The sequence below is a fragment of the Naasia sp. genome, assembly GCF_025465545.1.
Taxonomy (GTDB): domain Bacteria; phylum Actinomycetota; class Actinomycetes; order Actinomycetales; family Microbacteriaceae; genus Naasia.
Map to the genome: position 1 here is coordinate 67,079 of NZ_JAODMK010000010.1, position 26,888 is coordinate 93,966.

23 protein-coding genes are annotated in these 26,888 nt (G+C 71.1%); 12 read left to right on the forward strand and 11 right to left on the reverse strand.

The features are described from left to right. The first annotated feature begins 1 nt into the window (after nt 1). Nucleotides 2-3,625 (forward strand): error-prone DNA polymerase, encoded by a 3,624-nt coding sequence (locus JWR33_RS02595; protein ID WP_297409359.1) that lies wholly within the window; start codon nt 2-4, stop codon nt 3,623-3,625. Between the two features lie 62 nt (nt 3,626-3,687). On the opposite strand, the gene JWR33_RS02600 is transcribed toward JWR33_RS02595, so the two are convergent. Continuing rightward, a complete protein-coding gene (locus tag JWR33_RS02600) occupies nt 3,688-3,960 on the reverse strand; it encodes an acylphosphatase (protein ID WP_297409189.1) in 273 nt (90 codons plus the stop codon). Then, complete coding sequence (locus JWR33_RS02605) at nt 3,957-5,054, reverse strand: VIT1/CCC1 family protein (protein ID WP_297409190.1); 1,098 nt, start codon at nt 5,052-5,054, stop codon at nt 3,957-3,959. The genes JWR33_RS02600 and JWR33_RS02605 overlap by 4 nt, the downstream gene beginning before the upstream one ends. Nucleotides 5,055-5,114: 60 nt before the next feature. On the opposite strand from JWR33_RS02605, the gene JWR33_RS02610 reads away from it, so the two are divergent. Beyond that, nucleotides 5,115-5,855, forward strand: a complete 741-nt coding sequence (locus JWR33_RS02610; protein WP_297409191.1) for a histidine phosphatase family protein — start codon at nt 5,115-5,117, stop codon at nt 5,853-5,855. Next, entirely contained in the window at nt 5,839-6,702 is an 864-nt protein-coding gene (locus JWR33_RS02615) for an NAD(P)H-hydrate dehydratase (protein WP_297409193.1), read from the forward strand. The genes JWR33_RS02610 and JWR33_RS02615 overlap by 17 nt, the downstream gene beginning before the upstream one ends. Before the next feature lie 65 nt (nt 6,703-6,767). Here JWR33_RS02615 and JWR33_RS02620 read toward each other — a convergent pair whose 3' ends face one another. Beyond that, entirely contained in the window at nt 6,768-7,604 is an 837-nt protein-coding gene (locus JWR33_RS02620; protein ID WP_297409195.1) for an MSMEG_6728 family protein, read from the reverse strand. 43 nt (nt 7,605-7,647) lie between these two features. Further along, on the reverse strand, nt 7,648-9,381 hold the full coding sequence (locus tag JWR33_RS02625; protein ID WP_297409361.1) for a DEAD/DEAH box helicase: 1,734 nt from the start codon (nt 9,379-9,381) through the stop codon (nt 7,648-7,650). Between the two features lie 162 nt (nt 9,382-9,543). On the opposite strand from JWR33_RS02625, the gene JWR33_RS02630 reads away from it, so the two are divergent. Further along, nucleotides 9,544-10,341 carry an SGNH/GDSL hydrolase family protein gene (locus JWR33_RS02630; protein WP_297409198.1) on the forward strand — a complete coding sequence of 266 codons (798 nt, stop codon included), beginning with the start codon at nt 9,544-9,546 and terminating at the stop codon, nt 10,339-10,341. A gap of 15 nt (nt 10,342-10,356) precedes the next feature. On the opposite strand, the gene JWR33_RS02635 is transcribed toward JWR33_RS02630, so the two are convergent. Next, complete coding sequence (locus JWR33_RS02635; RefSeq protein ID WP_297409201.1) at nt 10,357-11,616, reverse strand: D-alanyl-D-alanine carboxypeptidase; 1,260 nt, start codon at nt 11,614-11,616, stop codon at nt 10,357-10,359. A gap of 110 nt (nt 11,617-11,726) precedes the next feature. On the opposite strand from JWR33_RS02635, the gene JWR33_RS02640 reads away from it, so the two are divergent. Next, complete coding sequence (locus tag JWR33_RS02640; RefSeq protein WP_297409203.1) at nt 11,727-14,288, forward strand: transglycosylase domain-containing protein; 2,562 nt, start codon at nt 11,727-11,729, stop codon at nt 14,286-14,288. A gap of 20 nt (nt 14,289-14,308) precedes the next feature. On the opposite strand, the gene JWR33_RS02645 is transcribed toward JWR33_RS02640, so the two are convergent. Then, complete coding sequence (locus tag JWR33_RS02645) at nt 14,309-15,115, reverse strand: RNA methyltransferase (protein ID WP_297409205.1); 807 nt, start codon at nt 15,113-15,115, stop codon at nt 14,309-14,311. Nucleotides 15,116-15,188: 73 nt separating this feature from the next. Here JWR33_RS02645 and JWR33_RS02650 point away from each other — a divergent pair, with 73 nt between their 5' ends. Genes JWR33_RS02650 through JWR33_RS02660 form a run of 3 tightly spaced genes read left to right on the forward strand, consistent with a single transcriptional unit; the run spans nt 15,189 to nt 17,128 of the window. Then, nucleotides 15,189-16,034: a Sir2 family NAD-dependent protein deacetylase gene (locus JWR33_RS02650; protein WP_297409207.1), complete on the forward strand. Its 846-nt coding sequence runs from the start codon at nt 15,189-15,191 to the stop codon at nt 16,032-16,034. A 25-nt stretch (nt 16,035-16,059) separates the two neighbouring features. Continuing rightward, nucleotides 16,060-16,671, forward strand: coding sequence for a histidine phosphatase family protein (locus JWR33_RS02655; RefSeq protein ID WP_297409209.1), 612 nt, complete (start codon nt 16,060-16,062; stop codon nt 16,669-16,671). Continuing rightward, a complete protein-coding gene (locus JWR33_RS02660) occupies nt 16,655-17,128 on the forward strand; it encodes a YbaK/EbsC family protein (protein WP_297409211.1) in 474 nt (157 codons plus the stop codon). The genes JWR33_RS02655 and JWR33_RS02660 overlap by 17 nt, the downstream gene beginning before the upstream one ends. Here JWR33_RS02660 and JWR33_RS02665 read toward each other — a convergent pair. Further along, nucleotides 17,097-18,272 carry a glycosyltransferase family 1 protein gene (locus JWR33_RS02665; RefSeq protein WP_297409213.1) on the reverse strand — a complete coding sequence of 392 codons (1,176 nt, stop codon included), beginning with the start codon at nt 18,270-18,272 and terminating at the stop codon, nt 17,097-17,099. The genes JWR33_RS02660 and JWR33_RS02665 overlap by 32 nt on opposite strands. Further along, nucleotides 18,269-19,180, reverse strand: a complete 912-nt coding sequence (locus JWR33_RS02670; protein WP_297409216.1) for an alpha/beta hydrolase — start codon at nt 19,178-19,180, stop codon at nt 18,269-18,271. Before JWR33_RS02670 ends, JWR33_RS02665 begins: the two co-directional genes overlap by 4 nt. A 104-nt stretch (nt 19,181-19,284) precedes the next feature. Between JWR33_RS02670 and treS the strand changes: the two genes are divergently transcribed. Continuing rightward, a complete protein-coding gene (gene treS, locus JWR33_RS02675; RefSeq protein WP_297409218.1) occupies nt 19,285-20,994 on the forward strand; it encodes a maltose alpha-D-glucosyltransferase in 1,710 nt (569 codons plus the stop codon). Nucleotides 20,995-21,049: 55 nt separating this feature from the next. After that, entirely contained in the window at nt 21,050-22,210 is a 1,161-nt protein-coding gene (locus tag JWR33_RS13530) for an exonuclease domain-containing protein (protein WP_366073580.1), read from the forward strand. Nucleotides 22,211-22,423: 213 nt separating this feature from the next. Here the strand turns inward: JWR33_RS13530 and JWR33_RS02685 are convergent, their stop codons facing one another. The 3 genes from JWR33_RS02685 to glgA form a co-directional block, all read right to left on the reverse strand. After that, entirely contained in the window at nt 22,424-22,675 is a 252-nt protein-coding gene (locus tag JWR33_RS02685) for a type B 50S ribosomal protein L31 (RefSeq protein ID WP_297409220.1), read from the reverse strand. A 101-nt stretch (nt 22,676-22,776) separates the two neighbouring features. Next, nucleotides 22,777-23,559: an ABC transporter ATP-binding protein gene (locus JWR33_RS02690; protein ID WP_297409222.1), complete on the reverse strand. Its 783-nt coding sequence runs from the start codon at nt 23,557-23,559 to the stop codon at nt 22,777-22,779. A 40-nt stretch (nt 23,560-23,599) separates the two neighbouring features. Next, complete coding sequence (glgA, locus tag JWR33_RS02695) at nt 23,600-24,790, reverse strand: glycogen synthase (RefSeq protein ID WP_297409224.1); 1,191 nt, start codon at nt 24,788-24,790, stop codon at nt 23,600-23,602. A gap of 97 nt (nt 24,791-24,887) precedes the next feature. Between glgA and JWR33_RS02700 the strand changes: the two genes are divergently transcribed. Together JWR33_RS02700 and serB are read left to right on the forward strand one after the other, a co-directional pair. Continuing rightward, complete coding sequence (locus JWR33_RS02700) at nt 24,888-26,129, forward strand: glucose-1-phosphate adenylyltransferase (protein WP_297409226.1); 1,242 nt, start codon at nt 24,888-24,890, stop codon at nt 26,127-26,129. After that, nucleotides 26,120-26,770 carry a phosphoserine phosphatase SerB gene (gene serB, locus JWR33_RS02705; RefSeq protein ID WP_297409365.1) on the forward strand — a complete coding sequence of 217 codons (651 nt, stop codon included), beginning with the start codon at nt 26,120-26,122 and terminating at the stop codon, nt 26,768-26,770. The genes JWR33_RS02700 and serB overlap by 10 nt, the downstream gene beginning before the upstream one ends. Nucleotides 26,771-26,888: the final 118 nt, after the last annotated feature.

A 26,888-nucleotide genomic window follows, 5' to 3' on the forward strand; every position in this document is an offset into this window, starting at 1 on the left:
GGTGGGATACAACAATCCGCCGATCCCGTGGTCGGAGTTCGAGCGCCGTCTCTCCGACGCGCGCCGGCCCAACACGCGGCCGGCCGAGGCGGACGGCGGCGACAGCCCCGCCTGGTCCCCCAAGCGGGCGCCCTACCGGCCGTCGCCCCCGTCGGCTCCGCCTCTCGAGGGGCCTGTCGTCCCGTATGCAGAGCTGCGCACGCACTCCAACTTCAGCTTCCTCGACGGCGCCTCCTCCCCCGAGGAGCTCCTCGAGGAGGCCGCCCGCCTCCGGCTGGAGGGACTCGCCCTCACCGACCACAACGGACTGTACGGCGCGGTACGGCTGGCGGAGGCGGCCGAGAAGCACGACATCCGCACGGTGTTCGGGGCGGAACTGGCCCTCGGCCTCACCCGGCCCCAGAACGGCATCGCCGATCCGGAGGGCAGCCACCTCGTCGTCCTCGCCCGCCGCCAGGAGGGCTACCACCGGCTGGCCGGCGCCATCACCAACGCACAGCTCGCGCCCGGCGCGGAGAAGGGCAGTCCCCGCTTCGACCTGACCGAGCTCGCCGAGCGTGCGGACGGCGGCTGGTTCGTGCTGACCGGCTGCCGCAAGGGCCTCGTGCGCCAGGCGTTGCAGCCCGATCCGGCGGGACCGCTCGATCCGGCGTCGGCGGGACGGGAGCTCGACCTGCTCGTCGACCTCTTCGGCGCAGGCAACGTGGCGGTGGAGCTGTTCGACCGGGGCGAGCCGCTCGACTCGACCCTCAACGACGCCCTCGCGGCTCTCGCGGGCTCCCGGCGACTGCCGATCGTCGCCACGGGGGCTGTGCACTACGCCACCCCGAAGCAGCACCGGCTCGCCACCGCTCTCGCCGCCGTCCGCGCCCGCCGCAGCCTCGACGACATGGACGGCTGGCTCCCGGCCGGGGGCGGCGCGCACCTCCGCACCGGAGCGGAGATGGCGGCCAGATTCGCCCGCTATCCGGGCGCTGTGGAGGCGACCGTCGATCTCGCCGCCGACCTGGCCTTCTCCCTCCGCAGCGCCAGCCCCGGCCTGCCCAAGCAGGAGGTCCCGGACGGGCACACCCCGATGAGCTGGCTCCGCCGGCTCGTCGGGGACGCGGTGCCGCGGAAGTACCCGAACGCGCCGCAGTCCACGCTCGAGCGCATCGCGCGGGAGCTCGACGTGATCGAGGCGAAGGACTTCCCCGGCTACTTCCTGATCGTCCACGACATCGTCTGGTTCGCGAAGGGCCGGGGCATCCTCTGCCAGGGCCGCGGCTCGGCCGCCAACTCCGCGGTGTGCTACCTGCTCGGCATCACCGCGGTCGACTCCATCCGCTACAACCTGCCCTTCGAGAGGTTCCTCTCCAGCCTCCGCAACGAGGAGCCTGACATCGACGTCGACTTCGACTCGGACCGGCGGGAGGAGGTCATCCAGTACGTCTACGCGAAGTACGGGCGCCGCAACGCCGCCCAGGTCGCCAACGTGGTGACCTACCGGCCGAAGAACGCGGTGCGTGACATGGCGAAGGCGCTCGGCCACTCGACCGGCCAGCAGGACGCCTGGTCCCGCCAGGTGGAGCGCTGGGGCGGCGATGTGCAGAGCGACGACCACGACATCCCGAAGCCCGTCGTGGATCTCGCCCAGCAGGTGCTCAAGTTCCCCCGGCACCTCGGCATCCACTCGGGCGGGATGGTGCTCACCGACCGTCCCGTCGGCGAGGTGTGTCCCATCGAGAACGCCCGGATGGAGGGCCGGACGGTGCTGCAGTGGGACAAGGACGACTGCGCCTGGATGGGGCTCGTCAAGTTCGACCTTCTCGGTCTCGGCATGCTCGCCGCCCTCCAGTACGCATTCGACCTCGCCGACACCCATCTCGGCGAGCGTTGGGATCTCGACTCGATGCCCAAGGAGGAGCAGGGCGTCTACGACCAGCTGTGCCGTGCCGACTCGATCGGCGTGTTCCAGGTGGAGAGCCGGGCGCAGATGGGCACCCTTCCCCGACTGCAGCCGCGCGTGTTCTACGACCTCGTCGTCGAGGTGGCGCTCATCCGGCCCGGGCCCATCCAGGGCAAGGCGGTGCACCCGTTCGTGCGGCGCCGGGTCGGCGAGGAGAAGGTCAGCTACCTGCACCCCAAGCTCGAGCCGGTGCTGGAGCGCACCCTCGGCGTGCCGATCTTCCAGGAGCAGCTGATGCAGATCGCCATGGAGGTCGGCGGCTGCACCGGCGAGGACGCCGACCTGCTGCGTCGCGCGATGGGCTCCAAGCGGGGGCTCGAGAAGATCGACTCCCTGCGGGACAAGCTCTATGCGGGGATGGCCTCGAACGGCATCGAGCCGGATGTCGCCGATCAGATCTACGACAAGATCGAGGCCTTCGCCGACTTCGGCTTCGCCGAGAGCCACTCAATCAGCTTCGCGCTCATCGTCTACGCGAGCGCCTGGATGAGGCTGCACTATCCGGGCATCTTCCTCGCGGCGCTGCTGCGGGCGCAGCCGATGGGCTTCTACTCGCCGCAGTCCCTCACCGCGGACGCTCGCCACCACGGCGTGGAGGTGCGAAGACCCGACATCCTGCGCTCGGGTGTGGAGGCAGACCTGGAGCCGCTCGTGCTCCCCGACCTGCCCGCCGCCGGTGATGCTGACGCTGAGCGCGTGTCCGCCGGGCACGGGTCGCGCAGTCGAGCCCGGTACGCCGGCAACGCACGCTCGGCCGCTCGCACCGCGTTCGGCGACAGCGGCACTGCGCTGACGGACGTCGACGCGCTCCTCGGCGAGCTGCAGGAGACGGCGGACGCGCGGCGCCCTGCGCCACCGGGACCCTGGGCGACGGGACGCGACACCTGCCTCGACCGGGAGCAGCCGCCGGTCTCCGCGCGGTTCGACCCGACTGCCCCCGTGGAGGACGCAGCCCATCGGCGGGACGGCAACTCCGCGGTGCGGCTCGGGCTCGCCGAAGTCTCCTCGATCGGCAAGAAGCTCGCCGCCCGCATCGTCGAGGAGCGGGAGCGCGGCGGGCTGTACACGAGCCAGAACGACCTGGCCCGCCGCGTCGGGCTCAGCGCACCCCAGCTGGAGGCTCTCTCGGCGGCCGGCGCGTTCGCATCGCTCGGCCTCGGCCAGCGGGAGGCGCTCTGGGGTGCGGGCGCCGCCGCGCAGGAGCACCCCGACTACCTGCCCGGAACGGGCATCACCGTGCAGCCGCCGCTGCTGCCGATGCTGAGCCCCGCCGAGCAGGTGGCCTCCGACCTCTGGGCCACCGGCATCTCCCCCGACCAGCACCCGATGTCCTTCGTGCGGAGCCGGCTGACTCAGCGCGGCGTCCTCTCCTATGCCCAGCTCGCCACGGCCGAGTCGGGGCGGCGGATCGAGATCGCCGGAGTGGTCACCCACCGGCAGCGTCCGGCGACCGCGGCAGGGGTCACATTCCTCAACCTCGAGGACGAGACAGGGATGGTCAACATCGTCTGCAGCGTCGGCGTCTGGCAGCGCTACCGCAGGATCGCCCGGGAGGCGCCCGCGATGATCATCCGCGGCATCCTCGAACGCTCACCGGAGGGCGTGATCAACGTGCTCGCCGACCGGTTCGAGCTGCTCACGATCGGCGCGAGGAGCGTCTCCCGCGACTTCCACTGACCAAGTGCCCGTTCCGGCGCCAAGTGCGCGCAACAAGGGGCACTTCGCGCCGGAACGGCCCGTCAGCGAACGGCGAAGGTTCCGGTGCCGCTCGGCTCGATCTCTGAGACCTCCACCGCGGCGACCCGGGCGAAGGCGGGGCCCCGGTGCAGCCACTGGATGAGCGCCGCCACCTGGGCTTCGTCGCCCTCCAGCTCCGCCTCGACGCGGCCGTCCTCGAGGTTCCGCACCCAGCCGCACACCCCGAGCGCAGCCGCTTTCGCCCGGCAGGAGTAGCGGAAGCCGACCCCCTGCACCCGGCCCGAGACGAGCACGCGACGCGCGATCCGGGTCATCCGCCGACCGACGCCCCGAAGAGCAGGCCGAGCACGTAGGTCACCGCGGCCGCCCCGTAGCCGATCAGCAGCTGACGCAGGGCCCGGGGAACGAGCGAGGCGCCCGAGAGCAGCCCGATCACGGTGCCCGTGCCGAGGAGTGCGACGCCGACCAGCGCGGCCGCGAGCAGGACGGCGGGCAGCCCGCTGAGCCCGATCAGCCACGGCAGCACCGGGATGACCGCCCCGACCGCGAAGAAGCAGAAGCTCGAGAGTGCCGCGTTGCGGCCCGTGCCCACCACATCGTGATCATCGACCCCCTGGTCGACCCCGCCGATCCGTTCATGCCCGCCGAGCACCGCGGCGGCCCGCACCAGCGCCTCGTCCTCCTCCATGCCACGCGCTCGATAGACGAGGGCCAGCTCGTTCGCGTCCACGTCCAGGTCGGCGACCGCCCGGTTCGCCTCCGCGTTGGGGGCCGCGCCGGCGAGGAGCTCGCGCTGCGAGTGCACCGACACGTATTCGCCCGCCGCCATCGAGAGCGCCCCGGCCAGGAGCCCCGCGACGCCGGTGAAGAGGACGGTCTGCGGCGCGACGCCCGTCGCGCCAACGCCCAGCACCAGCGCGAGGTTGCTGACGAGGCCGTCGTTGGCGCCGAACACCGCAGCGCGGAAGGTGCCGGAGATCCGCTGCCTGCCGCGTGCCGCGAGGCCGCGGACGACCTCCTCATGGATCCGCTCGTCGGCCGCCATCGTGTCGGTGGCGTCCGCGTCGCCCTCGTAGGGAGTGCGGGACTCCGCGCGCTGCATGAGCGCGAGCGTGAAGACCGACCCGAAGCGGCGTGCCAGGAAGCCGAGCATCCGAGTGCGCAGGTCCACCCTCGGCTCGCTCTTCAGGCGGCTGCCCAGCCGCTCGCGCCAGTGCGCCTCGTGCCGCCCCTCCGCGTCGGCGAGGGCGAGCAGGATGGCGCGCTCCTCCCCCGTCCGGCGGGCGGCCAGATCCCGGTAGACGATGGCCTCCGCCTGCTCGTCAGCGAGGTACCTGCGCCAGCGGCGCACATCCGCCGGGCTGGGCTCGGGCTGGGGCGAGGGGCTCGTGGCAGGAGAGTCGATCACCCCTCCAGTCTCCCAGTCAACCGGGCGGGCCCGCCGCGGACCGTCGATTATGGTCGGCAGATGGGCGCGGTAGAACTCCTCCTTGTCCGGCACGGCGAGAGCGAGGCGAACGTCGCTGCCACAGAGGCGGACCGCTCACGGTCGGATCGCGTGGCGGTTCCGGCCAGGGACGCCGACGTGGTCCTCTCCTCGCGAGGACGCGAGCAGGCCGAGGCGGTGGGCGCCTATCTGGCCGACCTCCGCCCTGACGAGCGCCCCGAATCGCTGTGGGTCTCGCCGTACCGGCGTGCCGTGCAGACGGGCATGCTCGCGCTGGAGGCGGGGGGCATCCAGCTGGAGACACGCCGTGACGAGCGTCTGCGGGACCGGGAGCTGGGGATCCTCGACGCTCTCACCGGCCGCGGAGTCCGGCGCCTGCACCCCACCGAGGCGGAACGCCGCAACTGGCTCGGCAAGTTCTACTACCGGCCGCCCGGCGGGGAGTCCTGGGTGGACGTCGCCCTGCGGGTGCGCTTCCTGCTCGCCGACCTCGACCGCGAGGAGGACGGCAAACGGGTGCTGATCGTCTGTCACGACGCCGTCATCCGGGTCTTCCGCTACGTGTGCGAGCGGCTCGACGAGGAGACTCTGATGACCATCGCCCGCACCGAGCCGGTGCCCAACGGATCGCTGACCCGGCTGGTGCGCCCGAGCGGCACCGGGATCTGGCGGGCCGAGGCGGTCAACGCCGTCGAGCACCTCCGGCGCGAGGACGCGCCGGTCACCGAGCACAGAGGGGACACCGATGCCCGAACGTCCTGAGCCGATCACCCCCGCATCCCTCCGGCAGTGGCCGCTGCCCGAGGCGGGCAGCTCCAAGCATCAGCGCGGCGACGTGCTCATCATCGGCGGTGCGCGACGCACACCCGGCGCGGCCGTGCTGGCCGGGCTCGGCGCCCTCCGGGTGGGCGCCGGCCGGATCACCCTCGGCATCGCCGAGAGCGTCGCGCCCGCCGTCGCCGCGGTCTTCCCGGAAGCCGGAGTGATGGGCCTGCCCGAGACGGCGTCCGGCGCGGTTCGCGGCGCCGGGGTGACCGCCTTGGCCCGCGACATCTCCGGGGCGTCCTGCGTGGTGGCCGGTCCCGGACTCGACGACCCGGACGAGGCGGCGATCCTGCTCCGTGAGCTCGTCGACCTGCTCGAGGACGAGACGCCGGTGCTGCTCGACGCCTACGCACTGGGCACACTCGCCGGCGAGACGCGCGTGCGTGAGCGACTGTCCGGACGCCTGCTCCTCACGCCCAACGTCACGGAGGCGGGCTTCCTGCTCGGACGCGACCCGGGCGAGCTCGAGGACGACGCCGCGGAGATCGCGGACCGCTACGGCGCGGTCGTCAGCCTCATGCAGATGGTCGCCGAGCCGGGCGGCCGGCGCTGGGAGGTGACGACCGGGCACTCCGGTCTCGCCACCTCCGGGTCCGGCGATGTGCTCGCGGGAGCGATGGCCGGCCTGCGAGCGCGCGGCGCCGATTCAGCCCAGGCGGCATGCTGGGCGGGCTACCTGCACTCGGCGGCGGGCGATCGGCTGTCGGCGCGGATCGGTCCGCTCGGCTTCCTCGCGCGAGAGCTGCTCGACGAGCTGCCCCCGCTGCTGACCGAGCTCGGCTGAGCAGTCCGGTCCGGTCGCCTCGGCTCCGATACGGCGCCTGTGCGGCTCCTCGGCCTGCGACAGGCTCAGCCGTCGGTGCGCAGCGGGGCGGTGAAGACCGAACGGGGATCCTGGAGGATCGCCGGCACCGTGAAGTCCGTTCGCGCCAGCGTGCCCGCGAATTCGGCAGCTCGCACCAGGGTGACCGTGCCGGCCTCCTCGACCCGCGTCTGCACGTCGCCGGTCACGGTGGCACGGTGCACGGTGCCCTCGTTGCCGACGAGCGCCCCCACCTCTGTGCCCGGCTCGAGCGCGTCGACGAAGGCGGCGACCTGCGCGCGCCAGTTGGGCGTGTCTCGGCCGAGCGGCGACCGCTCACCCACCGCGAGGAAGCCCTCCTCCTGCCACTCGGTCAGGTCCTCGCCGGTTCTCGGCCGGACGACCCAGAGCGGTTCGCCGCTCGGGGCGGGCGGCCTCTCCCCCTCGGGCGGCCACAGGTAGTCGAGGTCGTCGGGCACGTCGGGGAACATCGGCCGGTAGTACTCCGGCGCCTTCCGCACCAGGTTCGAGCGGTGGCTGCGGTGCAGCTCCTCGTCGCCGATCCAGGCCGGCAGCATGCGGCGCTCGGCGAGCTCCTCCTGGCTCTTCCCCACCACGCCGGGCGCGAACTCTGCGATCAGGTGCCGCGTGCTGTCGGTGTGCCCGCGGCGGACCCACTCGTCCACCGTGGCGAGCCCGTAGGCGGTGAGGCCGGGGAGGAAGCCGCGCCACATCTTCGTCACCGGGTGGTTCTGCCAGCCATACGTGGGCAGCAGCAGGGAGCGCAGCACCTGCAGCGTCTCGACGCGCTGCTTGCCCAGCCGCGCCTGGTCGAGCGCAGCGGCACTCTCGGCGAAGGACTCGTAGGGCAGGAAGGTCTGCATCAGCGCTCCGGCAGAACCCGGCGGATCGGCGCGACCGGCGGCATCAGTGCGAGCCCATCCGCTTGCGCAGCAGCTCGATCCGCGACTGCAGCTGGGTGACGCTCGCCTGCGCCACCGCGGGTCCGCCGCACATCCGGCGGAGCTCGGCATGGATCATCGCGTGGGTCTCCCCTGAGGTCTTCGCCCACATGCCGACGAGGCTGTTGAGCAGGCTCCGCTGCTCCTTCACGTTGCGGTAGAGCGGTGTCGGGTCCTCCGCGCGGACCTCCGCCGGGCGCGACTTGCGCCGCCGCTCCTGGCGGGACTGGCGGTGCTGGAGGAGCTCGCGCACCTGATCCGGTTCGAGCAGGCCCGGGATGCCGAGGAAGTCCAGCTCCTCGGCGCTGCCCGACTCCGCCTCGAAGCCGAACTCGCCGCCCTCGTAGACGACCCGATCGAACATCGCCGCCGAGCCGACCGCCTCGAAGGTGAACTCCTGCCCGAGCGCGTCGGACGCCTTCTCCTCACGGTTCGCGGCGTTCATCGCGTCCTCGTCGACGCCGTTCTCGTCCTCGTTCCGCGGCCGGTCGAGAGCGTGCTCCCGCTGCACGTCCATGGCGCCCGCGAGCGCCATCAGGGTGGGCACGTCGGGCAGGAACACCGAGGCCGTCTCGCCGCGCCGGCGGGCCCGGACGAAGCGCCCGATCGCCTGCGCGAAGAAGAGCGGCGTCGCGGACGAGGTCGCATAGACCCCGACGGCGAGGCGCGGCACGTCGACGCCTTCCGACACCATCCGGACCGCGACCATCCAGCGCGTCGTGCTGCCCGCGAAGTCGGCGATCCGGTCACTCGACGCCTTCTCGTCGGAGAGCACGATGGTGACCGCCTCGCCGCAGATGTCCTCGAGGATCCGCGCGTAGGCCCGTGCGGCGAACTGGTCCGTCGCGATCACCAGGCCACCCGCGTCGGGGACGCCCTGGCGCACCTCGGTGAGGCGGCGGTCCGCCGCGCGCAGCACGGAGGGGATCCAGTCGCCGGACGGGTCGAGCGCGGTGCGCCAGGCCTGGGACGTGATGTCCTTCGTGTTGCCCTCGCCGAGCTTGGCCTCCATCTCCTCGCCCGCGGTGGTGCGCCAGCGCATCGAGCCTGCGTAGACCATGAACATGACGGGACGGACGACGCCGTCCCTGAGCGCCCGCTCATAGCCGTAGTCGTAGTCGGTGCGGGAGACGCGGATGCCCTCCCGGTCCCGCACGTACTCGACGAACGGGATCGCGGCGGTGTCCGATCGGAACGGCGTGCCGGACAGGGAGAGGCGGCGGGCGGCCGGCGAGAACGCCTCGCGGATCGCGTCGCCCCAGCTGAGGGCGTCGCCGCCGTGGTGGACCTCGTCGAGGATGACGAGCGTCCTGCCCGCCTCGGTGAGCTGGCGGTGCAGGGCCGCATCGGCAACCACCTGGGCGTAGGTCACGGCGATGCCGTGGTAGTGCCGGCCGAACCAGCGGTCCCTGTTGCGGAAGGTGGGATCGAGGTGGATGGCGACCTTCTCGGCCGCCTCCGCCCACTGCCGCTTGAGGTGCTCGGTGGGCGCGACCACGATCAGCCGGTCCACCACCCGGCGGGCCTGCAGCTCCTTGGCGAGGCGGAGCGCGAAGGTCGTCTTGCCTGCGCCCGGCGTCGCGGCGGCGAGGAAGTCCTTCGGCTCGCGCTCGAAGTAGGCGGTGAGCGCCTCCTCCTGCCAGGCGCGGAGCTTGCCGGCCGTGCCCCACGGCGAGCGTCCAGGGAAGGACGGCGACATGTGCTCCGCTGCACTCGTCCCCGGAGTCGGGGGAAACAAGTGCGATGTGCTCACTCGATCAAATAGTACCGGGGCCTTCTGACGGCGGTCAGCGTGTCGCCGGGGAGGAGCACAATGGGATCGTTCCCGGCCAGAGGTGTCTGCCGGGTCAGGAGGTGGACGATGACGGGCGAACACGCCTGGCGGCGGTACGTGGCCCTCGGGGACTCCTTCACCGAGGGGATCGGCGATCCGGAGCCCGGCAGGCCCGGCAGCCACCGCGGCTGGGCGGACCGCGTGGCGGAGGTGCTCGCCCAGTCGGTGGACGACTTCGCCTACGCCAACCTGGCGGTGCGCGGCAAACTGCTGCAGCAGGTCATCGATCAGCAGATCGAGCCCGCGCTCGCTCTGCTGCCCGACCTCATCACCCTCTCCGCCGGCGGCAACGACGTGATCCGGCCCGGCGCGGACCCGGACGCGCTGGCGGACAAGCTGGACGGCGCGGTCTCCCGCCTCGCCGCGACGGGAGCCACCATCGTGCTGTTCACCGGCACCGACGTGGGCTTCTCCCCCGTCTTCACCCGGATCCGCGGCCGCATCGCCATCTACAACGAGAACATCCGCAAGGTGGCCCAGCGTCACGGGACCCTGGTGGCCGACCAGTGGGCGCTCACCGAGATCCAGGACGCACGCATGTGGGACCGGGATCGCCTGCATCTCGCACCGCTCGGTCATCACACCGTCGCCCGCATGGTCCTGCGCACGCTCGGGGTGGAGAACGACCTCCAGCCGATGCGGCCCGAGTCCTTCCCCTCCCGCACGTGGCGTCAGTCGCGCACCGACGACCTGGTGTGGGCGAGGAAGTACTTCGTGCCCTGGGCGATCCGCCGCATCCGCCGGGTCTCCTCCGGGGACTCCGTGCTGCCGAAGCGCCCCGAGGCGGGCCCGTACGCGAGGACGGACACCACGACCGCGCTCTAGCCGAGGTCGCGGGCGTCAGGCGGCGGGCACGGCGGAGCGCGCCCATGGCGGGTTGGTGACCCGCCACCACAGATCCGGGTCCGCGAGGCTCGCATCGAGCTCGAGGGGCACCTCGTACTCGCGATCGCCCACCGTGAACGTCACGCTGCCGATGTCCTCACCCGCGGCACCCGACTCGAGCGGCCGGGCGGAGACCTCGGCGGTGACCGGGGTGTCCGACCAGGTGAGGACCGACCGCGATTCGGCCGCCACCGCGGTCGCCTCACTCCCCCACTCGGTGCTGTACTCCGCGTAGGGATCACCCTTGTGCACCAGGGGGACCTCGTGGAATCCGGGCGTCACGCTCGCGAGCAGCGCGACCACGGCGTCATCCAGCACGTCGTGGTCGGCGGCCCCGAGGATCGCGCCCACCACGGTGACCGTCTCCCCGCCCACCGGGATGTCGGTGGAGAAGAGGAGGCACGCGCCGGCCTCGTCGGTGGTGCCGGTCTTGATGCCGTCGACGCCGGAAGTGCCGAGCAGCTGGTTCGTGTTCTCGATCGTCCCGATGCCCGGCTCGACGGCGGCGGGCATCGCGACGATCGCAGCGACGGTCGGGTCGGCGAGCGCGAGTTCGCCCAGCGCGACGAGGTCCGCGGGGGTGCTCCTGTTGGACGGGGAGAGGCCGTTGGCGTCCTCCACAACAGTGTCGGTGAGCTGGTGGGAGTCGAGCCAGGCGCGGGCTGCCGTCAGGTAGGCGTCTCTCGAGCCATAGGCCCAGCGGGCGAGCGACTCCGCGTAGTTGTTGGCGGAGGGGATGAGCATCGTCTCCATCGTCTGCCGCTGGGTGAGCACCATGCCGGCGCTCACGGGCTGCAGCGAGCCGTTCTGGGCGAGCACGTCGTTGTAGATCTGCACGTCGGCGTCGGTGAACTCGATGTCGGGGCCGTCCTCGCCCGCGCCGAGCGGCTTGGCATCGAGCACGACGAGAGCCGTGACCACCTTGGTGATGCTGGCGATCGGGAACGGCCCCTGGTCCCCGCTCGAGGCGAGGACGCCGTCGAAGCCGATCGCGCCGATCGCGCCCCGCCCGAAGTCGGGGAAGTCCGGCTCGACCGCCTCGGTCGCAGGGACATCGGGAGCTGCGATCACCGCGGGAGCGTCCGGCACGTCGGCTGCCGCCGCAGTCGGCACATAGACGCCCCCGGCGAGGAGAACGGCGAGCGTCCCGAAGACGAGGGCGCGGCGACGGCGGTAGATCCGCTTCCGGCTGGTGACGCGGACCGGATTCGACACGGGAAAAGGATAAGCGGAGCATCCGGCGAGCCGGCCGCGACCCTCGGACGGCCGGGATCCGAGGGATCGTCGGCTCCGCCTCCCGAAAGGGGGGTGCCCACTCCCGTATCGTGACCCGCGGAAAGGGACCCATGTCGTTCGCCCGCTTCACGAGCAGATTCGCCGGCTTCCTCGGCTTCGTCGGCGTCAGCGCCGCCGTCGGCGTGCTCGCGACGGTCGCCATCACGCCTGCCCTCGCCGTGACGAGCATCGCCGCGAACGAGACCATCGGCATCTTCGAGGACCTGCCCTCCTACCTCGAGATCGGCGCCCTGTCCCAGCGCACCAACATCTACGCCACCAAGGCGAACGGCAAGCGCAAGCTCCTCGCGAGCTTCTACGACCAGAACCGGGTCGAGGTGCCGTGGGAGAAGGTCTCCGGCTATGCCAAGGACGCCGCGGTCGCCGGTGAGGACCCGCGCTTCTACGAGCACGGCGGCATCGACCTGCCAGGAACCCTGCGCGCGGTCCTCTCCAACCTGATGAAGAAGGACGTGCAGGGCGGCTCGTCCATCACCCAGCAGTACGTGAAGAACGTCATCATCCAGAACACGATCAAGGACCTCAAGACGCAGGAAGAGGTGAGCGCCGCCTTCAGGGAGGCGACCGCGCCGTCCCAGGCCCGCAAGCTGCGCGAGATGCGCCTCGCGATCGGCCTGGAGAAGAAGTACTCCAAGGAGCAGATCCTGCTCGGCTACCTCAACATCGCCCACTTCGGTGGGCGCGTCTACGGAGTGGAGGCCGCCGCCAACTACTTCTTCTCGACGAGCGCGGCAAAGCTGACGCTGCCCCAGTCCGCGAGCCTGATGGCCATCGTCAACAACCCGGAGAAGTTCCGCCTTGACTACCCGGACAGCGAGAGCAACGGCTCCGCGAACGGCTATGCCACCAACAAGGATCGCCGCGACTACATCCTCGACAACATGCTCGAGGAGCGGATGATCACCCTCGGCGAGCACGACGAAGCGGTCGCGGCGCCGATCGAGCCGAAGATCACCGAGCCGAGCACGGGCTGCCAGACGGCGAAGGGCGCCGCCTACTTCTGCGATTACGTCACCAACCTCTTCAAGAACGACGACTTCTTCGGCGACTCGAAGACTCGCTGGCAGAACTTCGTGCGGGCGGGCTACGACGTCTACACCACGCTCGACCCCGACCTGCAGAAGGCGGCCGAATCCGCCGTCCACGACAACGTGCCGGCCCACATGGCCGGCCTGCACATCGGCGGCGTCGCCGTGACAGTGCAGCCTGGCACCGGCAAGATCCTGGCGATGACGCAGAACACCAAGTACTCCGAAGACCCGGCGGTCCTCAAGAAGCCCCAATACAGCGCCGTGAACTACAACACCGACATCGACTACGGCGGCTCCAGCGGCTTCCAGCCGGGGTCGACCTTCAAGCTCTTCACCCTGGTGCAGTGGCTGAAGGAGGGCCACGGACTGAACGAGGGCGTCGACGCTCGCGTCCGCCCCAGCTGGGGAACCTTCCGCGACTCGTGCGCGGACGGCGGCACAGTCAACGCAGGGGGCTACTCCCCCCACAACGACAACAACGAGCCGGGCGGCCACTGGACCGCCCTGTACAACACGATGCAATCGATGAACACGGGCTTCATGGCCATGGCGAAGCAGCTGGACCTCTGCGGCATCCGCAAGACGGCGGAGGCGATGGGCGCTCATCGCGCCAATGGCGACCCCATGCAGCAGGGACCTGCATTCGTGCTCGGCACCAACGAGATCGCTCCTCTCTCGATGGCCACCGCCTTCGCCACCGTCGCGGCCGGCGGGATGAGCTGCCAGCCCATCGCGATCGTGAAGATCGTGAAGCGGGGCGGCTCGGAGATCCCGGTTCCGCCGAAGTCCTGCAAGCGGGTGATCAGCGCCGACGTCGCCGCAACCGCCGCATACGCCCTGAACAGGGCGCTCGAGGGCGGGACGGGGCGCTCCTCCTACTACGCCCTCACCACCTTCGCTCCGATGTTCAGCAAGACCGGGACGACCGACGACGCCCACGCGACCTGGATCACGGGCGGGAGCTCGAAGGCGGTGACCGTCGCGGGGGCGTTCAACACCCAGAACAAGGGGGCGGTGAGCCTTCGTGAGATGAATTTCCCCAGTGGCTATGCAGCCGACGCTCGCCACCGCATCTGGCCGCGGATCATGAGCGTCGCCAACGCCAAGTACGGCGGCGACCCGTTCCCCGAGCCGCCCGCCAACCTCCTGCGTGGCCGCACCGCCGAGGTGCCGAACGTGAAGGGGCTCACCCTCGACTCGGCCAGGGCCAAGCTGGAGGACGCGGGCTTCGGCTTCGAGGACGGCGGCAAGCGGGACTCCGACCTGCCCGTCGGCATCGTGATCGGCACGAACCCCTCGGGCACCACGAGCCGGGGCGCGATCGTCTCGGTGTACACGAGCAACGGCAAGCTGATGACGGTTCCCGACGCGGTGACGGCGAGCAGCTCCTTCGGCGAGTCCCGAGCACGGCTCGGTGCCGCCGGATTCGGCGACGTGCGCGAGGCCTGTGTGGTGGACGCCGCCGGGACAGGCAAGCCGACGGCGCAGCATCCTGCCCCCGGTTCGGGCGCGAAGGCCACCACCGCGATCACCGTCACGATCAGCAAGCCGTCCTGCTGACGTGGGCGCTGCGGCGCCGCTCAGCGGGGACGCAGCTCCCACAGCGCCACGGCGCTTGCCGCCGCGACGTTGAGCGAGTCGACTCCGTGCCGCATGGGGATCGTCACCACGACATCCGCGGCCCGCAGGGCCGAACGCGAGAGCCCGTCGCCCTCCGAGCCGAGCACCAGCGCGATCCGCTCCCGCGCCTCCGCGGCGAATCGGTCGAGCGGCACCGCATCGTCCGCCAGGGCCAGCGCGGCGATCGTGAAGCCGGCGTCGTGCAGCAGGGGTGCGGCCTCGCTCCATTCGGGCAGCCGGGTCCACGGCACCTGGAGCACCGTCCCCATGCTGACCCGCACGCTCCTCCGGTAGAGCGGATCGGCGCAGCGGGGGGTCACGAGCACCGCGTCGGCACCCATGCCCGCGGCCGCACGGAAGATGGCGCCCACGTTGGTGTGGTCGACGATGTCCTCGAGTACGACCACGAGCCGCGCGTCGGCGAGGAGCGTGGCCGGATCCGGCAGGACGGGACGGTGCATCGACGCGATCGCCCCGCGGTGCAGGTGGTAGCCGGTCAGCTCCTCGAGCACGGCGCCGTCGCCCACGAACACGGTCACCTCGGGGAAGGCGGCCAGGATGCGCTCGAGGTCCGGCAGCCAGGACTCGCGGGTGAGCACGGCACGGGGGACGTGACCTGCGGCGATCGCCCGCCCGATCACCTTCGTCGACTCCGCGAGGTAGAGCCCGCCGGCCGGCTCCTGCAGCCGGCGGAGGCTCACGTCGGTGAGTCGTGAGAAGTCCGCGAGCTCAGGGCGACCCAGCCCGTCGATGGGCGTCACCCGCATTGCTCGCCCCCCGTGCTGCCGGCCCCGCGCCGAGGACAGGCCGCGGCTGTCTACTCTGGTGTCAGGGAGATCCATGTCCACGCTAGTGCCCCGCGCCACCGCGACGGACCGCGAGCTCGACGCGGCCGCCGAGCTCCTCCTCGGCCGCACCGTCGTCGTGCTCACCGGGGCCGGCATGAGCACGGACTCCGGCATCCCGGACTACCGCGGCGACGGCGCACCGAAGCGGACGCCGATGACCTACCAGCAGTTCCTCGCCGGCTCGCGGTTCCGCCAGCGCTACTGGGCCGGCAGCCACCTGGGCTGGCGCCAGTTCGACGCAGCAGAGCCGAACCGCGGGCACCAGGTGCTCGCGGACCTCGAGAACGGCGGCATCGTGAACGGCGTCGTCACCCAGAACGTGGACGGGCTGCACCTGCGGGCCGGGTCCCGGCACGTCGTCGACCTGCACGGCTCCGTGGACCGCGTCCGCTGCCTGGCGTGCGGCCAGATCTTCGCGAGGAGCGCCATCGCCGAGCGCATCGACGCGGCGAACCCCTGGCTGGAGCTGCCAGAGGCAGTGGTCATTCATCCGGATGGGGACGCGGAGGTCGTCTCCATCGACGACTTCGTGGTGCCCGAGTGCACGGTGTGCGGCGGCATGCTCAAGCCGGAGGTCGTCTTCTTCGGCGAGTTCGTGCCGCTCGAGAAGTTCGCGGAGGCGAGTGCTCTCGTGCGGCGCGCGGACGCCCTGGTGATCGCCGGGTCGTCCCTGGCGGTGAACTCCGGAGTCCGCCTGCTCGACCTCGCGCGGCGGCGCAGGACACCCGTCGTCATCATCAACCGCGGTCCGACGAAGGGCGACCGCAAGGCGACGATTAAGCTGGATGCCGGCACCACCGAGACGCTCGAGGCCCTCGCCTCGCGTCTGACCGCCTGACCCGTCCCCAACCCTCCGGAGCCCCGTGACCCACCTCGTCCTCGTCCGCCACGGCCAGACCGACTGGAACCTGCAGGAGCGGATCCAGGGGTCCAGCGACATCCCGCTCAACGAGACGGGACGCGAGCAGGCCCGCGCCGCCGGGCGCCTGCTCGCCGACCAGCACTGGGACGCCATCGTGTCCAGTCCGCTGTCCCGGGCCCTCGAGACCGCCCGGATCATCGCCGCAGAGGTCGGGCTGCACTCCGTGCAGACCGTCGACGACCTCCGGGAGCGGCACTACGGCGCGGCGGAGGGACTGACCGGCGCGGAGGTGGAGGCCCGCTTCGACGGCGGTCGCCAGGTGACGGGACGCGAGAGCCGCGACGCCGTGATCGAGCGCGTCCGTCCGGCCCTCATCGACATCGCGGAGGAGCACCCGGGCCAGTCGGTGCTCGTCGTGAGCCACGGGGGTGTCATCGGCTCCCTGGTCCGCGACGCCACCGACTACGCGTGGCCCGAGGCGGGTCAGCCGATCCCCAACGGCTCCGCCCATCGGTTCCGCTACCGCGACGGTGTGCTCGGCCTCGTGGAGTTCAACGGCACGCCCTGGGCGGTCCCGACCCTCGACGCACGGTCCGATGCACCGACACGCTGAGCGCTTCCAGGAGAAGCTCGCCGCGCTGGGCGAGCCCGGCCGCGTGCGGGAGACCGAGACGTCGGCGCACACGGCGGCGGAGGCCGCAGCGGCCCTCGGTGTTCCGGTCGCCGCGATCGTCAAGAGCCTCGTCTTCCTGCTCGGCACCCCGGATGGCGCCGATCCCCTCCTCGTGCTCGTCTCCGGACCCAACCGCGTGGACCTCGAGCTGGTGGGCCGCGCGGCGGGAGGCGAGCTGTCGAAGGCGGACGCCGCAACGGTGAAGGCGGCGACCGGCTACAGCATCGGCGGTGTACCGCCGCTCGGCCATCGTGCTCCCCTGCGGACCCTCATCGACCGGGACCTGCTGGGGCTCGAGGTGCTCTGGGCGGCCGCGGGCACGCCCAGCGCGGTGTTCCCGATCGCCCCGGACCGGCTGGTCGCGCTCAGCGGCGGCGAGGTCGTGCGGGTGTCCTGACCCTGCCCCGGAACGTGCGGTTCACACCGCCGCGCGCCACGAGGTCCTCCAGGAGCGTGTGCAGCACGGCCGCGGAGGCGTCCCAGCTGAACCGCGCCGCCTGGGCGACCGAGGCGGCGGAACGCCGCTCCCACTCCCCCTCGCCCTCGAGAAGCCGCACCGCCGCGGCGAATGCGGCCGCGTCGTCTGCTGGTGCGAAGAGCGCCGCGTCCCCGCCCACCTCCCGGAAGATCGCGATGTCGCTGAGGATCGCGGGGGTCCCGACGCTCATCGACTCCACGACGGGGATGCCGAAGCCCTCGTCGCGGGACGCGGAGACGAGCGCCGTCGCGCCGAGCAGCTCCGCCCGATACTCCTCGTCGCTCACCCCGTTCCGGAACACGAGCCGGGCCGCGGGCGCCAGCGCTTCTAGTCTCGCCTTCTCGCCTTCGGTCACCCGGCTCATCAGGCGCAGCTCGTAGTCGGGCAGCAGCGCGGCGGCACGGACCAGGGTGTCCACGTTCTTGTAGCCGATGAAGGCGCCCATGTAGACGAGAGCCTTCGCCGGCGCGGCGCGGCGCTCCGCCGCCGGCGCCACGTCGGCGGCGTTCGGCACCACTGTGACGGGTCGCCGGGTCAGGCGATGCTCGGCCATCAGCGCCTTCGTCGTCTCGGAGACCGTGACCACGGCGTCCGCCCGATTCAGCAGCACGCGCTGGGGCCACCAGGCCAGGTGGTAGATCCGCCAGAGCCCCCGCACCCACCAGGCGAACTCGGCCGGCGGGGTGCGGTGCCGGTAGTAGATCAGGTCGTGCAGCGTGAGCACGAGCGGATACCGGCGGCCGGCGGACCCCATCGTCTGCATCGGGCTGAACACCACGCTCGGCCGGAGTCGGTTGACCTGTCGGGCCACGAGGGGCTCGAAGGGACTGGTGGGCGGCGAGACCCGGCGCCACGGCAGCTCGGGCAGCAGCTCCAGCTGCCGCGGGTGCGACACGAGCATCGTCACCGGCACAAGCCGGGACAGCGCGGTCGTGATCCCCGCCGAATAGCGGCTGATCCCGTCGTGCCTGCCGTCGGTGCGCACATAGCGGCAGTCCACCACGATGCCGCCGGCGTTCCCCGGGGCGGCGTTCACGGGCGCGGCGGCCCCTGACGCGGTCACGGCGCGCGGGGCAGCAGGAACCCGGCCACCTCGTCGGCGGCCTCCTGCGGCACCTCGTAGTGGATGAGGTGGCCGACGCCCTCGAGCACTCGCAGGGTCGCGTGCGGGAACAGCGCCACCAGCCTGTGCTGATCAGCGACGGGCGTGATGTCGTCCTTCTCGGCCGCGATCAGGTGCACCGGGATGCGGATCCGGGGCGCGTAGTCGCTGACGTCGTGGGTGACCGAGGCCCTGAAGGCCTCCAGCACGACGTCCCGCCGCGCGAAGGCGCCGAAGAACAGGTCGTGCTGATTGTGAATCCATCGCCGGAGCGCGCGGTCGCGGGTCTTCGCCATGGTGACGCTCATACCGCGGGTGACGACGCGCCAGCGGAGCAGGGCGAAGCCGACCCGCTCCGGGATGCGCGAGCCGAGCCAGTAGTAGAAGACGGCGAGCCGGGTGCCGAGGGCGTTGGGTCCGGAGAGCGCCGGTGAGGCGATCGGGTTGACGAGGACGGCGCGCGGGGCGGGCATGCCCCCGGCAAGCGCAGCGGAGACGAGGATCGTGCCGAAGGAGTGACCGAGCAGCGCGGCGGCGCCCAGCAGCCCGAGCTCCCGCAGGAACGCCTCGAGCCACCGGACGTATCCGTCGATGTCGTGCCGGGAGTCCGCGAGCGGCTCGGAGACGCCGAAGCCCGGCAGGTCCGGCGCGATCACCCGCACGTTCGGGTGCGCGGAGCACAGATAGCCGACGATCGCCTCGAGGCCGTGGTGGTCGCCACGGAAGCCGTGCACGGCGACGAGGGTGACGGCCGCGTCGGCCGGTCCGTAGTCCCAGTAGCTGGTGGTGGAGCCGAGCACCTGGGCGGTCCGCGCGACGCCCTCGACGACCGCTCCCCGCTCGGCGTGCGGCGACAGGACGACCTTCATCGCGCACAGTCTACGGCGCGAGCCCGCGCCCCCGGGAGGGCCTGGCGGGGGCGGGCGCCGACCCTAGGATTATTCGCACACCCACATCCGCGAGGGGACCGCCCGTGAGCTTCACCGCACCCATCACTCTGCCCGGACTCGCTCTGGACCCCCAGTGGTATCGACGGGCGGTGTTCTACGAGGTGATGGTGCGGTGCTTCGCGGACAGCAACGGGGACGGCACGGGCGACCTCGGCGGCCTCATCTCGAAGCTCGACTATCTGCAGTGGCTCGGCATCGACGCCCTCTGGCTTCCGCCGTTCTACCAGTCGCCCCTCCGCGACGGCGGGTATGACGTCTCCGACTTCAAGGCCGTCCTGCCCGAGTTCGGCACGCTCGACGAGTTCCGCGAGCTCGTGACCAAGGCGCACGAGCGCAACATGCGGGTCATCATGGACTTCCCGCTCAACCACACCTCCGATCAGCACCCCTGGTTCCAGGCGTCCCGGGAGGACCCGGACGGCCCGTACGGCGACTTCTACGTCTGGAGCGACACCGACAAGAAGTACGAGAACATCCGCGTCATCTTCGTCGACACCGAGGAGTCCAACTGGACCTTCGACCCGGTGCGCCGGCAGTTCTTCTTCCACCGCTTCTTCTCGCACCAGCCGGACCTCAACTTCGAGAACCCGGCGGTGCAGGACGCGATCTTCGACATCATCCGGTTCTGGTTCGACATGGGCGTCGACGGCATCCGGCTCGACGCCATCCCGTATCTCTTCGAGTCGGAGGAGGGCAACGGCGAGGGTGAGCCCCCGACGCACGCGTACATCCAGAGGCTGCGGCGGATGGTGGACGACGAGTACCCGGGCCGGATGCTCGTCGCCGAGGCGAACCAGTGGCCCCGTGAGGTGGCCGCGTTCTTCGGCACCGCGGAGGAGCCGGAGTGCCACATGGCCTTCGACTTCCCCGTCATGCCGCGCATCTTCTACTCACTGCGCTCCCAGACCTCCGGCGAACTGGTGAAGATCCTCTCCGAGACCACGGATGTGCCGCCCGGCGCGGCGTGGGGAGTCTTCCTGCGCAACCACGACGAGCTGACGCTCGAGATGGTCTCGGAGGAGTACCGGCAGGCGATGTACGGCTGGTACGCCTACGACCCGCGGATGCGCAGCAACGTGGGCATCCGCCGCCGACTTGCGCCGCTCCTCGACAACTCGCGGGCCGAGCTCGAGCTCGCGCACGCCCTGCTGTTCGCCCTGCCGGGCAGCCCGTTCCTCTACTACGGCGACGAGATCGGCATGGGGGACAACATCTGGCTCAGCGACCGGGATGCCTCCCGCACTCCGATGCAGTGGACCCCCGACCGGAACGCCGGCTTCTCCTCGGCCGACCCCGGAAAGCTCTACCTGCCGGTCGTCCAGTCGCTCGTCTACCACTACTCGCTGATCAATGTGGAGGCTCAGCTCGCGCAGTCGCGGTCCCTGCTGCACTGGGTGCGGAACGTGATCCACGTGCGGAAGGCCCACCCGACCTTCGGTCTCGGCTCCCTCCAGGTGCAGCAGACGGACCACGAGTCGGCTCTGGCGTTCGTGCGCTCCTACGCGGGCAGCGGCATGCACTTCGGAGACCAGTCGGAGGAGATCCTCTGCATCTTCTCCTTCGCCCACAATCCGATCTCGGTGACGGTCCAGATGCCCGAGCATGCCGGGGCCAGCCTCACGGACCTGTTCGGCGGCGGGCAGTTCCCGTCGATCGCCGGGGACGGCGTGGTCACGCTGACGCTCGGGACCCAGAGCTTCTACTGGCTGAAGATCACCGACCGCCCCGCCTGAGCCGCGCTCGGCGCGCTTGCCCCGCGTCGTCGGGGGTCGTGCTTAGTCTGACGGCGTGAATGCGACGAGCACGCTGGACGGCCCCGATCTCCGGTACCTGCACGAGGAGGACCTTCCCCTCTTCGAGCTGACCGCCGACCTCGTTCCGGAGACACCGGCTCCCCGCCGGGCCAGGGCCTCCCGGGTCGCGACGCAGGGCATCGCCGGCGACGCGCTCTTCCTGGAGCCGCTCATCGACCTCGACCCGGCGGAGGTCGTTCCGCTGCAGTCGGTGATGGCGCCGGCAGCGCCGGCCGAGGACGCAGCTGCCGAGTCGCGCCCCGTGCTCGCACTGCCCGTCGAGGCGGCGTCCTCGCCTGTCGCGGCCGGCCCGGACCCGCTGCCTGTGCTCGAGGCGGCCGTGCTGTCTGTGCTCGATCCGGCTCTCGCGCCTCTCGCCGAGCCGTCCGACTTCGAGCCGATGTTCTCGGCGGGTCTCGCCCCGGCGCCGGTGGTCGACACTCCCCTGATCGAGCCGCTGCTGCCCGCCGCTCCGGATTGGGCGTCGATGCTCGGCGTGTTCGACCTCGAGACGACCGGCATCGACACCGAAACAGCCCGCATCGTCAGCGCTCACGTCGGGGTGCTCGACGAGCACGGCGGCATCGTGGAGCGCAAGGACTGGCTGCTGGATCCCGGCGTCGAGATCCCCGACGGCGCTGCCGCCGTGCACGGCATCACCACCGATCGGGCGCGCCGGTACGGCCGCTCGGCCGCCGAGGTGATCCCCGAGATCCTGGCTGCGATCCGCTCGGTCGAGCGGCGAGGCATCCCGCTCGTCATCTACAACGCGCCGTACGACCTCACGCTGCTCGCGCGCGAGGCGGCGCGCCACGCCCTGGAGCCGCTCGACGGCTCAGGGCTGGTCGTCGACCCCCTGGTGGTCGACCGTGCAATGGACCGCTTCCGCAAGGGCAAGCGCACCCTGGAGTACACGGCCGCGTTCTACGGCGTGGAGCTGTCCGACGCCCACGACGCAGGAGCCGACGCGATCGCGGCCGGCCGGGTGGCGCAGGTCCTCGCCCGCCGCTACCCGGTGGAGCTCGGAGTGGAGGCGGACCGACTGCACGACATGCAGGTCCGGTGGTGCCGCGAGCAGGCGGCGAGCTTCGAGGAGTACATGCGTCGCACGAAGGACCCGGACTTCACGACGTCGGGCGCCTGGCCCTGTCGCTGAACCGGGACACTCCCGCTCAGGCGCGAGCCCGAGGCGCACTCCCACCGGTGGGGAGCCCGCGCCGCGGGCGTCTCGGAACCACGGAACCCAGGCCCGCGGAACGCCGCCCGAGAGTGCTGGAGATTTCACGACACTGCGCACGCATGCGCGGCTGTCGATCCTCGGCGAGCTGTCGGAGGTGGTGACTGCCCTCGGCAGTCACCACCAGCTCGACTACTTGCCGAAGTTCTTGTAGCGGGAGTTGAACTTCTCGACGCGACCGGCGGAGTCCATGATCCGCTGCTTGCCCGTGTAGAACGGGTGCGAGGCGGAGGAGATCTCGACGTCGATGACGGGGTAGCTGTTGCCGTCCTCCCACTCGATCGTCTTCGAGCTGGAGACGGTGGAGCGGGTGAGGAAGGTCTCGCCCGATGCGAGGTCGCGGAACACGACGGTGTTGTAATCGGGGTGGATGCCGGACTTCATGGCGGACGAACCTCAGATCTGGGAGAGCGGAAAGGGAAGTCTGTGGCCGAAAGGGCCGACAGACAAGGATAGCAGAGCCCGCATGCGCGAGCGAGGGAAGGTCAGCTCGCGCGAGCCGTGTACCGGCCGCCCTCATCGGTCACCTGCAGGGACAGCCCGAAGGTCTGCGAGAGCACCTCGGAGGTCAGCACATCGCCGAGCGGACCGGAGCCGACGACCTTGCCCTGCGCGAGCAGCAGCGCGTGGGTGAAGCCTCGGGCGATCTCCTCGACGTGGTGGGTGACCATGATCATGCCGGGCGCGTGCGGCGAGCTGGCATAGCCGCCGAGCAGCTGGAGGAGCTCCTCGCGGGCGCCCAGGTCGAGGCTCGCGGCCGGCTCGTCGAGGAGCAGCAGCTCCGGGTCGGTCATCACCGACCGGGCGATCTGCACGCGCTTCTGCTCGCCGTCGCTCAGTTCGCCGAAGCGGCGGTTCTCGAGGTGGCCGAGCTTCCACTCGGCGAGCACCCGCTGGGCGCGCCGCACGTCGAGGTCGTCGTACTGCTCGTTCCACCGTCCGGTGACCGAGTAGGCGGCCGTGAGCACGACGTCGAGAACCGACTCGGATGCCGGGATGCGGCGGGCCATTGCGGTGGAGGCGAAGCCGATGCGCGGCCGCAGCTCGAACAGGTCGGTGCCGCCGATGCGCTGGTCGAGCACCGTCGCCGTGCCGCGGCTGGGGTGCAGGAGTGCGGCGGCGATCTGCAGCAGCGTGGTCTTGCCCGCGCCGTTCGGGCCGAGGATGACCCACCGCTCCGAGCTGTCGACCGTCCAGTCCACCGAGTCGAGGATGGTGTTCCCATCACGGGTGACCGACACGTCGGACAGCTGGAGAACCGTGGTCATGCGCTCCACCCTATCCGCTCGTATCGGCACGCTCCGAGGCTCACGAGCCGCGCAGAACGGACTCGTAGACGGCCAGTGTGTCCGTCGCGATCCGGTCCCAGGCGAAGTGCTCCTCGGCGCGACGGCGTCCTGCCTCGCCGTAGCGCCGGGCCTTCTCGGGATCGGCGACGACCTCGGTGAGCACCGCAGCGAGGTCCGCCACGAAGCGGTCGGGGTCGACGGGAGTGCCGGTGCCGTCCTGCACCTGCTCGATCGGGACCAGCCTGCCCGTGACGCCGTCCTCGACGACCTCGGGGATGCCTCCGGTCGCCGTGCCGACGACTGCGGCGCCGCACGCCATCGCCTCCAGATTGACGATCCCCAGGGGCTCGTAGACCGACGGGCAGACGAAGGTGGTGGCGGAGCCGAGCACGCAGCTCAGCTCCCGGCGGCTGAGCAGGCGGTCGAGCCACACGACGCCCGTGCGCTCCTGCTGGAGCACCCGCACCGCGTCGCTGACCTCGGCGAGGATCTCGGGCGTGTCAGGGGCGCCGGCGCAGAGCACCAGCTGCACGTCTGCGGGCAGGGCCCGGGCGGCGCGCAGCAGGTAGGGCAGGCCCTTCTGCCGGGTGATGCGGCCGACGAAGACCACCGACGGCCGGCTCGGGTCGATGCCGAGGCCGCGCAGCAGCTCGTCGTCCTCCACCGCCTGCCACTGCTCCAGATCGATGCCGTTGTAGACGACGGACACCTTCGCGGGGTCGAGCGCCGGATAGGACCGGAGGATGTCGCGGCGCATGCCTTCGCTGACTGCGATGACCGCGTCGGCGCTCTCGAACGCGTCCCGCTCCACCCAGCTGGAGAGGCGGTAGCCGCCGCCGAGCTGCTCGGCCTTCCAGGGGCGCAGCGGCTCCAGGCTGTGCGCGGTCACCACATGCGGGATCCCGTGCAGCAGGCTGGCGATGCGGCCCGCCGCGTTCGCGTACCAGGTGTGGGAGTGCACCAGGTCTGCGCCGGCCGCGTCCGCCGCGATCTGCAGGTCGACGCCGAGCGTCGCCAGCGCAGGATTCGCCTCGGCGAGCTGGGCCGGCACCAGGTAGGCGTAGGTGTCGGGTTCGTCCCGCGGCATGCCGAAGCACCGCACCACCACGTCGATGTCGCCGCGCAGCGCCCGGACCAGCTCGGCCACGTGGACGCCCGCTCCGCCGTAGACCTCCGGCGGATACTCCCTTGTCAGCAGATCTACTCGCACACGGCTCACGGTAGTACGGGCGGGCCCCCTTAGGGGGACGGCTGATGAGGGGGCACTTCCATACCGAAGCGGGGGCGTCGGCCGATAGGATGCCGACATGGCATCGAAGAAGATTTTCGGCATCGTTCTCGCGGGCGGTGAAGGGAAGCGCTTGATGCCCCTGACTGCAGATCGCGCCAAGCCTGCAGTGCCCTTCGGCGGCACCTACCGGCTCGTGGACTTCGCGCTCTCGAACCTCCTCAACTCGGGTCTCACGCAGATCGTCGTGCTGACTCAGTACAAGTCGCACAGCCTCGACCGGCACATCGCCGAGACCTGGCGGCTGTCCGGTCTGCTCAACTCCTACGTGGCGTCCGTTCCCGCGCAGCAGCGGCTGGGCAAGCGGTGGTACACCGGCTCCGCCGACGCGATCCTGCAGAGCCTCAACCTCATCAATGACGAGAAGCCCGACATCATCGTCGTGGTCGGAGCCGACCACGTGTATCGCATGGACTTCGAGCAGATGATCGACGCGCACGTCGAATCGGGCATGGGGGTCACGGTTGCGGCGATCCGCCAACCCCTGTCGCTCGCCGATCAGTTCGGTGTCATCCAGACGACTGCGCGGCGGCCGACGAAGATCAGCCGGTTCCTGGAGAAGCCCAAGAACGCGCGGGGTCTCGCCGACTCGCCCGACGAGGTGCTCGCCTCCATGGGCAACTACGTCTTCAACACCGACGCGCTGGTCGCCGCCGTGCACGCCGATGCCGAGCTCGAGGGCTCGAGCCACGACATGGGCGGTGACCTGATCCCTGCCTTCGTCCGCAACGGCGATGCCGGCGTCTACGACCTCAACCGCAACGTGGTTCCCGGCGCCACCGACCGCGACCGCTTCTACTGGCGGGACGTGGGGACGATCGAGTCCTTCTTCGAGGCGCACCAGGACCTGATCTCGGCTCTGCCCGTGTTCAACCTCTACAACCAGGCCTGGCCGATCATCACGCAGCAGCTCAACTCACCGCCCGCCAAGCTCGTTCGCGACGCGCGCGGCAACACGGGCCTCACCATCGACTCCATCGTCTCCCTCGGCTCGGTGATCTCCGGTGCGAGGGTGGAGCGGAGCGTCCTCGGCCCCTGGTCGACGATCGAGTCGGGCGCCGTGGTCACCGACAGTGTGCTCTTCGACCGCGCACGGGTGCATCCGAACGCCGTCGTCGCCCGCTCGATCCTCGACAAGAACGTCGTGATCGAGGAGGGCGCCCGGGTGGGGGTCGACCCAGTGCGGGACCGAGAGCGCGGCTTCACGGTCACCGACAGCGGGATCACCGTGGTGGGCAAGGGCGAGCGGGTATCGCCATAGCGCCCGCCCGGCACCTGGTGGTGCTCGACGTCGACTCGACGCTGATCGAGAACGAGGTCATCGAGCTCCTCGCCGATGCAGCGGGCAGCGGCGACGTGGTCGCCGACATCACCTTCCGGGCGATGAACGGCGAGCTGGACTTCGAGCAGAGCCTGCGGGAGCGGGTGCGCACCCTCGCGGGCCTCTCCGTCTCGGTGTTCGCGGAGGTGCGGGCCGCCATCACGGTCACCACCGGGGTCCCGGAGATGATCGCCGCAGTGCATGCGGCGGGTGGCCGGGTCGGCACGGTGTCCGGCGGATTCCACGAGGTCCTCGATCCCCTCGCCGAGCGTCTCGGTCTCGACTTCTGGCGGGCCAATCGACTGGAGGTCGAGGGCGGCCGGCTGACCGGCCGGGTGCAGGGCCCGGTCGTCGACGCGGCGGCGAAGGCCTCGGCGCTGCGAGAGTGGGCGGCCGAGTGCGGCCTCCCCCTCAGCCGGACGGTCGCGGTGGGCGACGGGGCGAACGACCTGCCGATGATGGCCATCGCCGGCCTCTCGGTGGCTTTCGACGCGAAGGCCCCCGTGCGCGCCGTGGCCGACATCCTCCTCGACGTGCGTGACCTCTCGACCCTGCTCCCCCTCCTCGCCCTCCGCGGCTGACGATGGTTCCCGCTGGTGGGGAGCCGCGGAGCGGCGTCTCAGCCCGCCCGTTGAATCCACGTCGGAAGCACCGCTTCCCCTGAGGGGAGCACGGGTTCGGGTTCGCACCCCTCCCTCC

Excerpts from the sequence above, each read along its gene's own strand:
- JWR33_RS02600 (WP_297409189.1), bottom strand. The coding sequence starts at position 3,960 with ATGACCCGGATCGCGCGTCGCGTGCTCGTCTCGGGCCGGGTGCAGGGG.
- JWR33_RS02610 (WP_297409191.1), top strand. The coding sequence starts at position 5,115 with ATGGGCGCGGTAGAACTCCTCCTTGTCCGGCACGGCGAGAGCGAGGCG.
- JWR33_RS02615 (WP_297409193.1), top strand. The coding sequence starts at position 5,839 with ATGCCCGAACGTCCTGAGCCGATCACCCCCGCATCCCTCCGGCAGTGG.
- JWR33_RS02620 (WP_297409195.1), bottom strand. The coding sequence starts at position 7,604 with ATGCAGACCTTCCTGCCCTACGAGTCCTTCGCCGAGAGTGCCGCTGCG.
- JWR33_RS02625 (WP_297409361.1), bottom strand. The coding sequence starts at position 9,381 with ATGTCGCCGTCCTTCCCTGGACGCTCGCCGTGGGGCACGGCCGGCAAG.
- JWR33_RS02630 (WP_297409198.1), top strand. The coding sequence starts at position 9,544 with ATGACGGGCGAACACGCCTGGCGGCGGTACGTGGCCCTCGGGGACTCC.
- JWR33_RS02645 (WP_297409205.1), bottom strand. The coding sequence starts at position 15,115 with ATGCGGGTGACGCCCATCGACGGGCTGGGTCGCCCTGAGCTCGCGGAC.
- JWR33_RS02650 (WP_297409207.1), top strand. The coding sequence starts at position 15,189 with ATGTCCACGCTAGTGCCCCGCGCCACCGCGACGGACCGCGAGCTCGAC.
- JWR33_RS02660 (WP_297409211.1), top strand. The coding sequence starts at position 16,655 with ATGCACCGACACGCTGAGCGCTTCCAGGAGAAGCTCGCCGCGCTGGGC.
- JWR33_RS02670 (WP_297409216.1), bottom strand. The coding sequence starts at position 19,180 with ATGAAGGTCGTCCTGTCGCCGCACGCCGAGCGGGGAGCGGTCGTCGAG.
- JWR33_RS02685 (WP_297409220.1), bottom strand. The coding sequence starts at position 22,675 with ATGAAGTCCGGCATCCACCCCGATTACAACACCGTCGTGTTCCGCGAC.
- JWR33_RS02690 (WP_297409222.1), bottom strand. The coding sequence starts at position 23,559 with ATGACCACGGTTCTCCAGCTGTCCGACGTGTCGGTCACCCGTGATGGG.
- JWR33_RS02700 (WP_297409226.1), top strand. The coding sequence starts at position 24,888 with ATGGCATCGAAGAAGATTTTCGGCATCGTTCTCGCGGGCGGTGAAGGG.